Origin of the sequence: Nocardioides pantholopis (genome assembly GCF_003710085.1) — a bacterium.
Lineage (GTDB): Bacteria > Actinomycetota > Actinomycetes > Propionibacteriales > Nocardioidaceae > Nocardioides > Nocardioides pantholopis.
Map to the genome: position 1 here is coordinate 1,623,093 of NZ_CP033324.1, position 15,111 is coordinate 1,638,203.

Annotated in this window: 13 protein-coding genes; 10 read left to right on the top strand and 3 right to left on the bottom strand. The window is 74.7% G+C overall.

What is annotated here, in order from left to right; genetic code table 11:
• Positions 1-105 precede the first annotated feature (105 nt).
• The gene (locus tag EBO35_RS07785) at positions 106-549 is read left to right on the top strand and encodes a DUF3040 domain-containing protein (RefSeq protein ID WP_122817215.1); all 444 of its coding nucleotides are present in this window, start codon (positions 106-108) and stop codon (positions 547-549) included.
• A gap of 54 nt (positions 550-603) precedes the next feature.
• Here EBO35_RS07785 and EBO35_RS07790 read toward each other — a convergent pair whose 3' ends face one another.
• Genes EBO35_RS07790 through EBO35_RS07800 form a run of 3 tightly spaced genes read right to left on the bottom strand, consistent with a single transcriptional unit; the run spans position 604 to position 5,202 of the window.
• Entirely contained in the window at positions 604-2,922 is a 2,319-nt protein-coding gene (locus tag EBO35_RS07790; protein WP_122817216.1) for a transglutaminase TgpA family protein, read from the bottom strand.
• Positions 2,919-4,211 carry a DUF58 domain-containing protein gene (locus EBO35_RS07795; protein ID WP_122817217.1) on the bottom strand — a complete coding sequence of 431 codons (1,293 nt, stop codon included), beginning with the start codon at positions 4,209-4,211 and terminating at the stop codon, positions 2,919-2,921. Before EBO35_RS07795 ends, EBO35_RS07790 begins: the two co-directional genes overlap by 4 nt.
• Before the next feature lie 7 nt (positions 4,212-4,218).
• Positions 4,219-5,202 (bottom strand): AAA family ATPase, encoded by a 984-nt coding sequence (locus EBO35_RS07800; RefSeq protein ID WP_122817218.1) that lies wholly within the window; start codon positions 5,200-5,202, stop codon positions 4,219-4,221.
• A gap of 414 nt (positions 5,203-5,616) precedes the next feature.
• Between EBO35_RS07800 and mraZ the strand changes: the two genes are divergently transcribed.
• From mraZ to ftsW, 9 genes are all read left to right on the top strand, one after another.
• Positions 5,617-6,045: a division/cell wall cluster transcriptional repressor MraZ gene (gene mraZ, locus EBO35_RS07805; protein WP_122817219.1), complete on the top strand. Its 429-nt coding sequence runs from the start codon at positions 5,617-5,619 to the stop codon at positions 6,043-6,045.
• A 200-nt stretch (positions 6,046-6,245) separates the two neighbouring features.
• A complete protein-coding gene (locus tag EBO35_RS07810) occupies positions 6,246-6,428 on the top strand; it encodes a hypothetical protein (RefSeq protein WP_127480406.1) in 183 nt (60 codons plus the stop codon).
• Between the two features lie 8 nt (positions 6,429-6,436).
• Positions 6,437-7,402 (top strand): 16S rRNA (cytosine(1402)-N(4))-methyltransferase RsmH, encoded by a 966-nt coding sequence (gene rsmH, locus EBO35_RS07815; RefSeq protein WP_122817221.1) that lies wholly within the window; start codon positions 6,437-6,439, stop codon positions 7,400-7,402.
• Positions 7,399-8,061 (top strand): hypothetical protein, encoded by a 663-nt coding sequence (locus EBO35_RS07820; RefSeq protein WP_122817222.1) that lies wholly within the window; start codon positions 7,399-7,401, stop codon positions 8,059-8,061. The genes rsmH and EBO35_RS07820 overlap by 4 nt, the downstream gene beginning before the upstream one ends.
• A gap of 62 nt (positions 8,062-8,123) precedes the next feature.
• Positions 8,124-9,917, top strand: coding sequence for a peptidoglycan D,D-transpeptidase FtsI family protein (locus tag EBO35_RS07825; RefSeq protein WP_241153914.1), 1,794 nt, complete (start codon positions 8,124-8,126; stop codon positions 9,915-9,917).
• 87 nt (positions 9,918-10,004) lie between these two features.
• Complete coding sequence (locus EBO35_RS07830) at positions 10,005-11,480, top strand: UDP-N-acetylmuramoyl-L-alanyl-D-glutamate--2,6-diaminopimelate ligase (protein ID WP_241153915.1); 1,476 nt, start codon at positions 10,005-10,007, stop codon at positions 11,478-11,480.
• A 124-nt stretch (positions 11,481-11,604) separates the two neighbouring features.
• The gene (gene mraY / locus EBO35_RS07835; protein WP_122817224.1) at positions 11,605-12,681 is read left to right on the top strand and encodes a phospho-N-acetylmuramoyl-pentapeptide-transferase; all 1,077 of its coding nucleotides are present in this window, start codon (positions 11,605-11,607) and stop codon (positions 12,679-12,681) included.
• A 19-nt stretch (positions 12,682-12,700) separates the two neighbouring features.
• Entirely contained in the window at positions 12,701-13,741 is a 1,041-nt protein-coding gene (locus EBO35_RS07840; protein ID WP_122817225.1) for a Mur ligase family protein, read from the top strand.
• 87 nt (positions 13,742-13,828) lie between these two features.
• Positions 13,829-15,103 carry a putative lipid II flippase FtsW gene (gene ftsW / locus EBO35_RS07845; RefSeq protein WP_164477861.1) on the top strand — a complete coding sequence of 425 codons (1,275 nt, stop codon included), beginning with the start codon at positions 13,829-13,831 and terminating at the stop codon, positions 15,101-15,103.
• Positions 15,104-15,111: the final 8 nt, after the last annotated feature.

Here is a 15,111-nt window from a genome sequence, read left to right on the forward strand (position 1 = left end):
TGCGGAGGTTTTGTCGATCTCGCCTACCCTCAACGAGAGCGGCTGCCTAGACTTGCCACAGCGGGCACGGGATCGGCCGGTCGGCGCGGACTGTTGGAGGAAACGGTGCCACTCTCGGAAGAGGAGCTGCGACTGCTCGAGCAGATGGAGCGTGCCCTCCTTCAGGAGGACCCCAAGTTCGCGTCCACGCTGCGCGGCACCACGCTGCGCCGCTCCGCACGCCGCCGAGCGATCGTGGCCTCCGCGATCTTCGTGGTCGGTGTCGCGGTGCTGATGACCGGCGCGATCACGAACACCTGGGCGGTCGGCATCGTCGGCTTCGGCGTGATGCTCGGCTCCGCCACCGTGGCCCTGAACGCCGCCCGCGGCCAGCAGGTCGCCGCCGCCGCGAACGGCCGCACCGCGGGCCATCCCTCCCACGGGTTCACCGTCCACGAGGGCGGCAAGCGCCCCCGCGCCCGCCGCCAGCGCCGGACCTCCTCCGGCTCCTTCATGGAGCGCATGGACGAGCGCTGGCGCCACCGCCGCGAGCAGAACGGCGGCTTCTAGGTCCCACCAGCGCCCGCGGATCCCCGCGGGCGAGCGCCCGCGGATCCTCGCGGGTCAGCCGACGTGGTCGACCACGCCGCTCGGCGTCGACTCCACCGACGACGCCCGCCGCGTCGTACGACGGCCGCGCCCGACCACCGAGCGGGGCCACCACCGGGCACGCCGCTGGACCCGCGGCGACGCCGCCTCCATCAGGGCGCTCACGCAGGTGCGGGCCGCGTCCTGGACCTCCGGCCCGGCCGCGGCGGTCTCGCCGGGCCGGCCATAGCGGTCCCGCTCCACCGCCCCGACCAGGACGTCCAGCGCGGCAGCGGGGGCGCCGTGCTCGCGCAGCACGCCGGTCGTCTCCCGCGGCGTGCGGTCCGGCGGCCACGGGACCGCGAGGTCGACGGCCGTGTCCAGCAGCTCCTGCCAGGCGTCCTCCACGGTGCCGTTCGGGCCGCCCAGCCGCCGCTCCCGGCGGGCTCGGCGCACCCGGCGCGGGCTGAGCAGGGCGAGCACCAGCACGGCGGCCCCGGCCAGCACGCCGAGCAGCACCTGCCACGGGAACCCGGGCTCCGCCTCGGCCTCGGCGCCCGGGTCCTCCTCCGGCGCCGGCTCGGGCGCCGTGCTGGCGTCGGCCCCGCGGTCGGGGGTGTCCTCGGGAGCGGCGGACGCGCTCGGCAGCGGGACCTCCGGGCCGCCCGCCACCACATTGCGGGTGTACTCCGGCACGCCGCTGGCCCGGTCCGCGGGGGTCGGCTCGAACGGCGTCCAGCCGGCGCCGGGGATGAACAGCTCGGGCCAGGAGTGCAGGTCGTGGGAGCTGTACTCGTAGGCCTGGTCGCCGACCCGCTCCGGTGCCAGGAAGCCGACGGCCACCCGGGCCGGGATCCCGACCGCGCGGGCCATCACCGCCATCGCGGAGGCGAACTGCTCGCAGTACCCCGTGCGCCCGCCCTCGGAGAGGAACGCGACGAGGTCGTCCCCGCCGCTGCCGAGGTCGACCCCGAGGTCGTAGGTGAAGCCGCCGTCCCGGCGGAACCAGTTTTGCAGGGCGACGGCCTTCTCGAAGCGGCTGGTGGCGCTGCCGGTCACCGACGTCGCCAGCTCGCGGACCAGGCCGGGGGTGTCGCTGGGGAGCTCGACGTACTCCTGGCCCACGTCGCCGGTGCCGGAGGGGGCGGCCAGCATCGCGTTCGGGTCGCGCTCGAGCTCCACCGCCGTCATCCGGTAGCCGATGCCGGCGGTGTCGAGCCCGTCGTCGGCGGCGATGAAGTCCATGGTCCCTGCGTCGTAGCGCCACTCGCCCGGTGCCTCGATCGCGTTGATCGGCGCCTGGGTGGGCAGCCACGTCGAGCGGAAGCCGTCGAGCACCTGGACGGCGTAGTCGTGCTGGACCCGGGGCACCCCGGCCCCGACCCCCTCCAACGGCGGCATCGGGCCGTCCGGCTCCTGGTCGGCAGGGATGTCGCGGTCGCCCGAGGTCCACCGCTCGGCCGAGAAGCGGTTCAGCACCGCGATCCGCAGGTACGCCGGGTCGGGGTCGTCGGTGCGCACCCGGACCAGCGGGACGTCGGCGCCGCGCTTGAGGTCGCGGCGCATGTCGGTCATCGGGTTCTCGAGGTCGATCTCGGCTCCGGTCCCGGTGCCCGGGCCGACGTCGAAGACGTGCAGGTCCAGGGTCGGCACGGCCAGCGGGACGGCGATCGCGAGCGCGGTCGCGGTGCCGCCGATCAGGCCCGCGTTGGTGCGCCCGGAGCCGGATCGGCCACCGGTCCCCGCGGCCGGACCCAGGCGGCGCCCCCAGCGGGCGAGGTGCTCGTCCTCGTGCAGGAACAGCATCAGCAGGAACCCCGCGGCGCTCGCGGCGAAGACCCACCAGGAGAGGCCGCCGTCGAGGACCCCCAGCGGGACGCTGTGCACGGCGAGCAGCGGCAGGCCGGCCAGGGTCACCCGGCGCAGCGTGCAGGCCAGCAGGTCCACCAGCAGCAGGCAGCCCAGGCCGCCGGCGACCAGCAGCGGAGCCACGCTCGGCACGCTCGCGGGCACCGGCGCGACGTACGTCCGCGCGCTGGCGGTGGCCGCGTCGAAGTCGGCGACCAGCAGCTGCCACCCGGCGCCGACCGGCAGCGGCGTCCCGACCAGCATCCAGGACGCGACCAGCACCGAGACCACGGTCTGGGTGGCGACCACCGCCGCGCCCGGCCAGCGCCACCAGCGGGTCACCGCGCCGACGCCGGCCACCAGGGCCGCGAGCACCAGCAGCGGCCCCAGGAACAGGGAGGGGCTCTCGGTCAGCCCGCGCCAGGACAGCGTCGAGACCCAGGTGGTGCCGGCGGCGGCCGCGGCCACGGTGAGCGGTGCGGCCAGGCTGCCGCGGGCCCGGCTCATCGGGCCGCTCCCGGTGCCGGAGCGGGTGCTGTGGTGGCGGACGTGGGGGCCGGGCGGTGCGCCTGGACCCGGCCGAGCTCCTGCCAGACGGTCTCGAGCCGGTCGCGGGGCCGCAGCTGCGCGGCCCGCCAGCCCTGCTGGCCCAGCAGCGGCACGGTCTCGGCATCGCTCGCCTGCGGATCCGCCCAGGCGCGCACGTCGAGCACGACGGCCAGCGCCCCACCGGAGTGGTGGTGCATGCGGCGCAGCGCGGGGAGGTCGCCGGGGTCGACGGCGCCGAGGACGGCGACGGTGAGGCCGCCGGGGCCGTGCTCCCCGGACCCGGCCACGCTGAGGCGGGCCGCGGTGGTCGGCGCGACGACCGCGAGGGCCTCCAGTGTCGGGCCGGCGTTGAGGTCGGACCCGGCCTCGTGCCAGGTGGTGGCCGCGTCCTCGCCGGTGGCGGTGACCAGGCGGACGGCGAAGCCGCGCCTGGTCAGGTGCACGGCGATCGAGGCGGCGGCAGCGACCGCCGCCTCCAGCGAGGAGGCGATGCCCTGCCCGCGGTGGGCCCGGGCCCGGTTGTCGAGGAACAGGGTGGCCCGGGACTGCCAGGGCTGCTCCTCGCGGCGCACCATCAGCTCCCCGACGCGGGCGGAGCTGCGCCAGTGCACCCGGCGCAGGTCGTCGCCGCGGCGGTACTCGCGCACTGTCACGTCCTCGGCCGAGCCGATCGCGAAGGCCCGGGCCCGGGCGTCGCCGGAGCCGGTCCAGGACCCGCCGAGCGGGATCGACGGCAGCGCCACCGTGGGCGGGGTGACCATGAGCGGGGTGCAGGTCCGGAAGGCCCGCCCGAGCTCGACCATCCCGAACGGGTCGCTGGCGCGCACGGTCATCGGCCCCACCTCGTAGCGGCCCCGCACGTCGGAGCGGACCTGGTAGGTCACGGTGCGGTGCCAGCCGTGTCCGATGCCGTCGAGGACGAACCGCGGTCGGGTGCCGAGGACGTAGGGGACCTGGTCCTCCAGGCGCAGCACGCCGCTGGGGGTGCGTCCCTCGTTGGTCAGGGTCAGCGTCACCTGCGCGGGCTGGCCGGCCGCGACCAGCTGCGGGGAGACCGTGCGCACCAGGGCGAGGCGGTACCGCCCGCGCCCCACGACGTACGCCGTCACCAGCGGCAGGGCGAGCACCAGCACACCGATCCGGGTCAGGGCCGGCTGGCCGAGCAGGACCGCGCAGACGATCGCGGTGACCCCGCCGGCCACGAAGGACCGTCCTCGCACCGTGAGCCCGCCCAGCGCCTCTCGCATGGCCGCCTCAGCCCCCGGTCCGCTGCCCGTCCGGGACCGGCACGGAGGCCAGCAGCCCGTCCAGGACCACGCGGGCGGTCCGCCCGCCCATCGCGGCCTCGACGCTCGGCAGCAGCCGGTGCGCGAGCACCGGCTGGGCCAGTGCCTGCAGGTCGTCGGGGAGCACGTAGTCGCGGCCCTGGAGTGCGGCGTACGCCCGGGCGGCGCGGACCAGGTGCAGGGTCGCCCGCGGCGAGGCGCCGAGCGTGAGGTCGTCGGTGCGGCGGGTGGCCCCGGTCAGGGCCACCGCGTAGCGCTGCACGGCGGGGGAGAGGTGCACCTGACCGACGATCGAGGTGAGCTTGCGGATCTCGGCGGCGTCGGTGACCGGCTCCAGGTCGTCGAGCGGGCTCGCGCCGGTGTGGGACCCGATCATCGCGATCTCGGCCGCCTCGACCGGGTAGCCGACCGAGACCCGGGCCATGAAGCGGTCGCGCTGGGCCTCGGGGAGCGTGTAGGTGCCCTCCATCTCGACGGGGTTCTGGGTGGCGATCACCATGAACGGCGCATCGAGGTGGTAGGTCGCGCTGTCGACGGTGACCTGGCGCTCCTCCATGCACTCCAGCAGCGCGGACTGGGTCTTCGGCGAGGCGCGGTTGATCTCGTCGCCGACCACGATGTTGGCGAAGACGCCGCCGGGGCGGAACTCGAACTCGCGGGTGTCCTGGTTGAAGACCGAGACCCCGGTGACGTCGGAGGGCAGCAGGTCGGGCGTGAACTGGATCCGGCGCACCGTGCAGTCGATGCTGCGCGCCAGCGCCTTGCTGAGCATCGTCTTCCCGACGCCCGGGACGTCCTCGATGAGGAGGTGGCCCTCGGCGAGCAGGACCACGAGGGCCGAGGTCACCACCTGGGGCTTGCCCTCGATGACCCGCTCGATGTTCGCGCGGACCCGGGCCACGACCCGGGCCACGGTCTCCAGGTCGGCTCCCCCAGGAGTCGGGTTGCTCACGTCGGGTCCTCCCCTGTCTAGCGCGACCTGTCGGGGAGCGCCCTCGCGGGTGCGCCCAGCACTGACCCCACGGTAGGGCCTGCGCTCAACCTACGCATGCCTGCGCCCGCCGTCCGTCGCTTCCGTTCCTCCACCGGCGCCCCACCTGGGCGCCGTCGTCCCCCACCTCCCCCCACTCCACCCCCCGGTTGCGATCCCGCCGCCGGGCTGGGGGAGCGGCGCTCCCGCTCTGACCTGCATCGATGCGGCCGTGCCCGGTTCGGACGCGGCAGGGTGCGCCCGGCCCCGCCTCACCGCTGCGAGCGACGCCAAACCCCCGGAAACCGGCGCGCAGGAGCCGTTCGGTGGTTGACGGTGGGGGAGAGTGGAGTAGAGTGGTGGAAAGTGGAGGGATGAACCGGCTGGAGGTGCCCGATGTTCTTCATGGGCACGTACACGCCGCGGCTCGATGACAAGGGCCGGCTCTTCCTCCCGGCGAAGTTCAGGGATCGACTCGCGGAGGGGCTCGTGGTGACGCAGGGACAGGAGAACTGCCTGGTCGTGTGGCCCACGGACGTCTTCATGGAGGAGGCCCAGCGGGCCCGGGCCACGCCGATGACCGTCAAGAGCGCCCGGGAGTACGCCCGGATCCTCTTCGCCGGCGCCGACGAGGGCTCGCTGGACAAGCAGGGCCGCATCGGCATCCCCGCCCCGCTGCGGGACTACGCCGGGCTCGACAAGGACGTCGTCGTGATCGGCGTGATGGACCGGATCGAGATCTGGGACCCGGCCCGCTGGCGGGAGTACTCCACCGGTGCCCAGGTCAAGTTCGCCGAGCTCGACGAGGAACCCAGCAGCAACTAGTCACCAGCACCACGGACCCGCAGGACGAGGTCTCGAGCCCGCTCCCCGCCCCCTGGGACAACTTCCCCGGTTCCAGGCGGCACTTCCCCGGGAGCGGGCAGGGACCTGGACCTGCGGATCCGGCCCAGCACCAGCACGAGCACCAGAGTCCGGATCAGGTCACGCAGCAGCACATGAGTCACATGAGTGGGGTCGAGCAGATGAGCAGCACACCGGTGACAGCAGCGGACGTCGGTCGCGTCCGCGATGTCCCGGGCGCGCCCGCGACGACACCCCGGGTCCGCCAGCAGGCCCGCGAGCGGCTCGCGCTGATGGCGTTCTCGGCTGCGACCTCGGGGCTCCTGGCCCTCGTCCTCCTCGCGCTGTTCCGGCTCGGAAGCTGACCGGCGCGATGGCCAACCCCCGCCACGTCCCCGTCCTGCTCGACCGGGTCGTCGCGCTGCTGGCGCCCGCCCTCGACCACGACGGCGCCGTGCTCGTCGACTGCACCCTCGGGCTCGGCGGCCACTCCGAGGCGGTCCTGGAGCGCCTCGGCCGGGCGCGCGTGGTCGGCGTCGACCGCGACCCGGCGGCCCTCGAGCTCGCGGGCGCCCGCCTCGCGGCGTACGGCGACCGGTTCACCGGCGTCCAGGCCGTCTACGACGAGCTGCCCGACGTGCTCGCGGAGCTGGGCCTGGACCGCGTCGACGCGGTGCTCTTCGACCTGGGCGTGTCCTCGATGCAGCTCGACGTGCGCGAGCGCGGCTTCGCGTACGCCGAGGACGCGCCGCTGGACATGCGGATGGGGAGCACCGGGCTGACCGCGGCCGAGGTCCTCAACACCTACTCCCACGCCGAGCTGACCCGGGTGCTGCGCGACTACGGCGAGGAGAAGTTCGCCAAGAAGATCGCCGGCGCGGTGGTCCGCGAGCGGGAGAAGGAGCCGTTCACGAGCTCCGCCCGCCTCGTCGAGCTGCTCTACGCCGAGATCCCCGCGCCCGCCCGTCGTACCGGCGGCCATCCGGCGAAGCGCACCTTCCAGGCGCTGCGCATGGAGGTCAACGACGAGCTCGCCGTGCTGCGGCGCGCGCTCCCGGCGGCGCTGGACGCGGTCGGCGTCGGCGGGCGCGTGGTGGTCGAGGCGTACCACTCGCTGGAGGACCGGCTGGTCAAGCAGGCATTCACCGCCGTCACCCGCAGCGAGGTGCCGCCGGACCTGCCATTCGTCCCGGCCGGCAGCGAGCCGCCCTTCAAGACGGTCACCCGCGGCGCCGAGAAGGCCAACGCCGAGGAGATCGCCCAGAACCCCCGCGCCGCCTCCGTGCGGCTGCGGGCCGTCGAACGAGTCCACCTGCCTTCCACCGGAGCGGCGTCATGAGCAGTCCCGCAGTAAGCCCCACCAGCGCCGCCCGGTCCCGCGTCCCCCGGATCGCGGGGGACGCCGTCGAGCGGGCCCGGCTCACCGTCGTCCCCCGGGCCCGCGCGGCCCGGGCGGCCCGGGTTCCGTTCGTGCTGCTGGTCAGCGCCCTGCTGCTCGGGGGAGTCGTCGGCCTGCTGATGTTCAACACCTCCATGCAGCAGGCCTCCTTCACCGCGACGACGCTGCAGGAGCGCGCGGCGAACCTGCAGGCCCGCGAGCAGGAGCTCACCGCGCAGCTCGAGGAGCTGCGCAACCCGCAGCGTCTCGCGGTCGCGGCCCGCAAGCAGGGCATGCGCACCCCGCCGGCGCCCGCGTTCCTGCACGCCGACGGCACGGTCTCGGGCAACCCCGCGCCGGCCGCGGCGCAGGACGGCGAGCGGGTCAACCCCCGCCCCCAGGGCCTGCCCGCCGCGCTCGACCCGCCGGCCCGGGTGGTCGTGGTCCCGGCACCCGCCCAGCCCGACCTGCCCTCCACCGACGCCGGGGCGACCGGCCCGGGCGCCGCCGCGGATTCCTCGGCCGACACCGGCGCGGGCGCCGCCGCGGGGACCGCCGCGGAGGGTAGGAATGGGGGCCGGGACACCGCGGCCCGGCAAGCCCGCCGCAGCCAGCGCTGACCCGGAGCCAGCCGAACCCAGCAGTCCCAGCCAGACCCAGTCGACCCTCCCGGAGCTCCACCGTGCCGCGTACCCCGCGAACCCCGCCGCCGCGTCCCCGCGGCAGCCTGCGCGGCTCGCCGCACCTGCGGCTGCGGATCGGGTTCGTGCTGATCGCGATGGTGCTCTCGCTCTTCGGGGCCCGGCTGGTGCAGCTGCAGGGCTTCGACCCCAAGTCGTACGCCGCGATGGCGGCCGCCGAGGGCCTGCGCGAGGTCGTCCTCCCGGCCGAGCGCGGCGACATCCTCGACCGCAACGGCGACCCGCTCGCGGAGTCGGTCGAGGGGTCGATGGTGATCGCCGACCCGCAGCTCACCCGCGACGACGCGCCGGAGCTGGCCACGCTGCTGGCCACCGAGCTCGGCGTCGACTACTTCACGGTGCTGGAGCGGCTGCGCGAGCAGGGCAGCCGCTACGAGTACGTCGCCCGGCAGGTGCCGGCCACCCGCGCGGCCGCCGCGGTCGACAAGGCTCGGGAGGAGGGCTTCGACGGGCTGATCGTGCGCCGCGACCCGGTGCGGTCCTATCCCGCCGGCGACGTCGCCGCGAACCTCGTGGGCTTCCTCGGGACCCCGGACCCCGAGAAGGGCGACCAGCCGCTGGCCGGCCTCGAGCTCGCCTTCGACCAGCAGCTGGCCGGCAAGGACGGCTCGGCGCGCTACGAGGTCGGCGCCGGCAACCGGCTGCCGCTCGGCGAGAGCGCGACGGTCGACGCCGTCGACGGCAGCGACCTGCGCACCACCATCGACCGCGACCTGCAGTGGTACACCCAGCGGGTGCTGCGCCAGACCGTCGAGGACTCCGGTGCCGAGTCCGGCTTCGTCGTGATCATGGACCGGCGCACCGGCGAGCTGCTGGCGGTGGCCGACGACCCCACCTTCGACGCGAACAAGCCCGCGGAGGCGCCGAAGGCGGACCGGATCTCCCGTGCCCTCAGTGACGTCTACGAGCCCGGGTCGGTGCAGAAGGTGCTCACGATGGGCGGGCTCCTCGACGCCGGCAAGGTCACACCGCGCACCAAGATCACGGTCCCGCCGCGACTGGAGCGCCAGGACCGGCCGATCGGCGACTGGTTCGACCACGAGACGATCCGGCTCACCCTCACCGGTGTGCTCGCGAAGTCCTCCAACATCGGCACCGTCCTCGCCGCCGACAAGTACGACGACGGCGAGCTGCGCGGCTACCTGGAGGGCTTCGGCCTGGGCCGGCGCACCGGCATCGGCGTGCTCGGCGAGACCTCCGGCATCCTGCCCACGGAGTCGCTGTGGACCAGCCAGGCCCAGGACCGGATCGCCTTCGGCCAGTCCCTGTCGGTCAACGCCGTGCAGATGGCGGCGGCGGTCAACACGATCGCCAACGGCGGGGTCCGGGTCGATCCCAGCCTGGTTCAGGGCAGCGCCACGACCAACGACGGCGACCGGGTCGGTACCGAGCACACCACGACGCGCCGGGTGATCAGCGAGCGCGCCGCCGAGCAGACCGCCCGGATGATGGAGCGCGTGGTCGACCCCGAGGCCGGCGTCGCGCCGCAGGCCGCCGTACCTGGCTACCGGGTAGCCGGCAAGACCGGCACCGCCCAGCGGGTGGGCGAGGAGTGCGGCTGCTACGACGGCAGCTTCACCGTCTCCTTCGCCGGGTTCGCCCCGGCCGACGACCCCCGGTTCACGATCTACGTGGTGGTCCAGGACCCGCGCAACGGCGGCGGCGGTGGCTCGGTGACGGGCCCGGCGTTCGCCAAGCTGATGAGCTACACGCTGCGGCGCTACGGCGTGCCGCCGACCGGCACCGAGCCCTCCACCCTCCCCGTGGAGTGGTGAGGTCGGAGCCGGGCCCGGCCGACGGTAATCTCACCCGGTGACCGAGGTGACCCCCTGACCCGGCCGCTGCGGCCCCGGCCGGTCCCGTTGACCGAGCTGGCCGCGTGGACCGCCCACGCCGATCCCACGACCAGCACCCGCGGCGACCTCGCGGACGTCGTGGTGACCGGCGTCTCGCTCAGCTCCCAGCGGGTCGGCCCCGGCGACCTGTACGCCGCGCTGCCCGGCGCCCGCGCCCACGGCGCGGACTTCGCCCCGGCGGCCCTCGCGGCCGGTGCGGTGGCGGTGCTGACCGACCCCGACGGCGCTGCGCGGGTCCCGGACGGCGTCCCCGTGCTGGTCGTGGAGCGGCCGCGGGCGCTGCTGGGCCGGCTGGCCGCCCACGTGTACGGCGAGCCCGCGGCGGCGCTGCGGATGATCGGCGTGACCGGCACCCAGGGCAAGACCACGACCACCCGGCTCGCCGAGAGCGGCCTCCAGGGCTCCGGGGTCCGGGCCGCGGTGGTCGGCACCGTCGGCACCCGGGTCGACGGTGCGGACATCCGCACCACGCTGACCACCCCGGAGGCGCCCGACCTGCACGGGCTGTTCGCGCTGATGCGCGAGCGCGGCGTGACCGCCTGCGCGATGGAGGTCTCCAGCCACGCGCTGGTGATGGGCCGGGTCGACGGGGTCGTCTTCGACGTGGCGGTCTTCCTCAACCTCGGCCGCGACCACCTCGACTTCCACGGCGACGTGGAGGATTACTACCGCGCCAAGGCCTCGCTGTTCACCCCCGAGCGGGCCCGCCGGGCGCTGGTCAACGTCGACGACGAGCACGGGCGCCGGCTGGCCGGCGAGGCCCCGGTGCCGGTGCGGACGTTCTCGGCGGCCGGCGCGGAGGCGGACTGGCGGGCGCTGGACGTGGTGCTCGAGCCCGGCGGCTCCCGGTTCACGGTCGCCGGCCCCGACGGGCTGCGCCTGCCCGCCGGCGTGCCGCTGCCCGGCGACTTCAACGTGGCCAACGCGCTCGCGGCGATCGCGGCCTGCGCGGAGGCCGGGCTGGACCCGGCGCCGATCGCCGCGGCGATGGCCGCCGGCGCCGGCGTACCGGGCCGCCTGGAGCGGGTCAGCGCCGGTCAGGACTTCGAGGTCGTCGTCGACTACGCCCACAAGCCCGACGCCGTCGAGGCGACGCTGCGCACGCTGCGCCCGCTCACCGACGGCCGGCTGGTCGTCGTGCTCGGCGCCGGCGGCGACCGCGACCGCGGCAAGCGCCCGGTGATGGGGGAGATCGCCGCCCGGCTCGCCGACGTGCTGGTCGTGACCGACGACAACCCGCGCAGCGAGGACCCCGCCGAGATCCGCGCGGCCGTGCTGGCCGGGACCCGCGGGGGAGCGGCCGAGGTCCACGAGGTCGGCGACCGCCGCGCGGCCATCCGGGAGGCGCTGCGGCTGGCCGGCCCGGGCGACATCGTGCTGGTCGCAGGGAAGGGCCACGAGACCGGCCAGGAGATCGACGGCGTCGTGCACCCCTTCGACGACCGGGTCGTGGTGCGCGAGCTGCTCGGGGAGCTGGTGTGAGGAGAAGTACGCCCCCGGCGGGGCGCGCAGGAGGGACCGGCCCCGGTGCGGAAGAATGCCGGGCCGACGGGTACGGCGCGCGAACGGGCCGCCGGCATGGGAAACGGCGCGACGAGGGGCAGCGATGAGAGCGATCCTGATCGGCGGGGGACTGGCCCTGCTGATCTCGCTGCTCGGCACGAAGGTGGCGATCCGGCAGTTCACCCGCTGGGGCTACGGGCAGGAGATCCGCGACGACGGGCCGACCAGCCACCACACCAAGCGGGGCACGCCCACGATGGGCGGCGTCGTCATCATCCTGGCTGCCGTCATCGGCTACTTCACCGCGAAGCTGCTGACCCGGGACGTGCCCTCGGCGTCCGCGCTGCTGCTGCTGTTCCTGTTCGTGGGCATGGGCCTGGTCGGCTTCCTCGACGACTTCATCAAGATCTACAAGCAGCGCAGCCTGGGCCTGCGCAGCAAGGCCAAGATCGTCGGCCAGACCGTGATCGCGATCGTCTTCGGCGTGCTGGCGCTCTCGCCGTTCCTCGAGGACGACCGGGGCGAGACCCCGGCCTCGCGGCACATCTCGTTCATCCGCGACTTCGACAGCTGGACGCTGCCGGTGATCGTGGTGCTCGCCCTGATCTGGGTCATCGTCACCGCCACCAGCAACGCCGTGAACCTCACCGACGGGCTCGACGGGCTCGCCGCCGGCGCGGCCACGATGGTCTTCGGCGCCTACACCCTGGTCAACATCTGGCAGAACAACCAGTGGTGCGGCCAGTCCGACATCACCTACGGCAAGTGCTATGAGGTCCGCGACCCGCTGGACCTCGCCGTGATCGCCGCGGCGATCACCGGCGCCTGCTTCGGCTTCCTGTGGTGGAACGCCTCGCCGGCCCAGATCTTCATGGGCGACACCGGCTCGCTGGCCCTGGGCAGCGCGCTGGCCGGGTTCGCGATCCTGACCCGCACCGAGGTGCTGCTGGTCATCCTCGGCGGCCTGTTCGTCGTGGAGACCGTGTCGGTGATGATGCAGGTCGGGTTCTTCCGGATCACCAAGGGCCGACGGATCTTCCGGATGGCTCCGGTCCACCACCACTTCGAGATGCTCGGCTGGGAGCAGGTCACTGTCGTGATCCGGTTCTGGATCATCGCCGGCCTGTGCGTGGCCACCGGGCTGGGGATCTTCTACGCCGAATGGGTGGCCGGCACCTGATGGCCGGCCGACGCAGGGGATGAGCGGGACCGTGGACGTCGACTCGCTGGGGCGCCAGGACAGCTGGTCCGGGGTGCGTGCGGTCGTGCTCGGCTTCGGTGCCGCGGGCTTCGCGGCGGCCGACAACCTGCTGCACCTGGGCGCCGAGGTCCTCGCGCTGGACCCCGATGCCGGCGATGCCGGCCGCGCGGAGCGGGCCGAGCTGCTGGAGGTCCTCGGCGCGACCGTGCGCCTGGGCGTGGAGCCGCGGCTCCCGGGCGGGCCCGTCGACGTGGTCGTCGTCTCGCCCGAGTGGCCGGACGACTCGCCGCTGCCCGAGGAGGCCCGCGGGCGCGGCGTACCGCTGTGGGGCGAGGTCGACCTGGCCTGGCGGCTGCGGGATCCGGCCCACCCGGCGCCCTGGCTGTGCGCCGCCGGCGAGCCCGGCGGGCCGGCCGACCCGGCCCGCACCGCCCGCGTGCTCGACCAGGTCCTGCGCGCGGCCGGGCTGCGCAGCGCCCGAGCCGGTCACGGTGGCCTGCCGCTGGTCGAGGCAGTCATGGACCCCGAGTCGTACGACGTGCTGGCGGTCGCGCTGAGCCCCGCCCAGTTGCGCCGGGCCGGCGGCCTGGCCGCCGAGTCCGCGGTCGTCCTGGACGTGCCTGCCGACCCGGCGCAGCGCGCCGCCCTGGGCCGGGTCTACGAGCACGTGCGGCTCGCCTGCGTCTACGCCGCGGCGGTGCCGGCCACCGAGGAGCTGGTCCGGGAGGCGGACGTCGCCGAGGGCGCCCGGGCGATCGGGATCACCCTCGGGATGCCCGGCGTGGGGATGCTGGGCCTGGTCGAGGACCTCCTCGTCGACCGCGCGTTCATCGCCGAGCGGGCCAGCAGCGCCGCCGAGCTGGGATCGCTGGGCGACGTCCTCCCGCAGCCGCCCACCGGCGGGCAGGACCCGGACGCCGACGGCGAGGCTGACCCGGACCCGGTGCGCCACGCCCTCGCCGCCGCCGCCCTCGCGCGCGCCCACGGGGTGAGCCAGCACGCCGTCCGCGACGGGCTGCGCGCCAGCCGGGGCCGCTGAGCCCGCAACACACCTTCGGCCAATCCGCCGTACGACGGCCCCTCCCGACGAGACTGGTACCTCGACGACGGGCCGGGAGGGGAACGCGTGACGACGACCGTGAGGCCGGAGCGCACGGCCTCCTCGGGGACCCCGGACCCCGGACCGGGCCGGCCCGCGCGGCTGCGCTGGCTGGCCACCGCCCGGGACGCCCTGGACCGTCCGCTCACGGCGTACTACCTGCTGCTCGGGGCCTCGGGCCTGCTGCTGACCATCGGGCTGGTCATGGTCCTCAGCGCCTCGAGCGTCTACTCCTTCCAGACGCAGGGCGACTCCTACGCAGTCGTCAAGCGCCAGCTCCTCTGGGTCGCCGTCGGCCTCCCCGCCGCGTGGGTCGCCAGCCGGCTCCCGCTGCGGCTGATCCGCAACCTGACCTATCCGGCCCTCGGCGTCGCGCTGGTGCTGCTGCTGCTCACGGTCTTCATCGGCAAGCAGGTCAACGGCAACCAGAACTGGCTCGGCGTCGGCTCGCTCGCGATCCAGCCCTCGGAGATCGCCAAGCTGGCGATCGTGCTCTGGGCGGCCCACGTGTTCGCGGTCAAGGAGCGCCGCCTCGGCGACCTGATGCACCTGATCGTCCCGGTCGTGCCCGGCTTCCTCGCGGCGACCGGCCTGGTGATGGCGGGTCGCGACCTCGGCACCACCCTGGTCTTCGCCACGATCCTGGTCGGCCTGCTGTTCGTGGTCGGTGCGCCCCGGCGGTTCTTCACGATCGGCATCCTCGCGATCGGCGCCGTCGTGCTCAGCTTCGCGGCCCTGGACGCGGAGCGGATGGCCCGGCTCACGAACTTCGTGGATCCGTTCAAGGACTACCACGACACCGGCTGGCAGCCGGCCCACGGCCTCTACGCGCTCTCCAGCGGCGGCTGGTTCGGCGAGGGCATCGGCGCCAGCCAGCAGAAGTGGGGCGACCTGCCCGAGGCGCACACCGACTTCATCTTCGCGGTGCTCGGCGAGGAGCTCGGCCTGGTCGGCACGCTCCTGGTCGTCGTGCTCTTCCTCACGATCGCCTACGCGGCGCTGCGGCTGGCCCGCGAGACCGCCGACCCGTTCGTGCGCTACGCCAGCTTCGGCATCGTTGTCTGGCTGGTCGGCCAGATGATGATCAACGTCGGGATGGTCCTGGCGCTGCTGCCGGTGATCGGCATCCCGCTGCCGCTGATCTCCTACGGCGGCTCCTCGCTGCTGCCGTCCCTGGTCGCGCTCGGCCTGCTCGTCGGCTTCGCCCGGCGCGAGCCCGGGGCGGCCCGGGCGCTGGCCCAGCGCAAGCGGTCCCGGTCGGCGGGCCTGTCCGCCGGTCGGTCCGGTTCGACGAATCCCTAGAGTTGGTC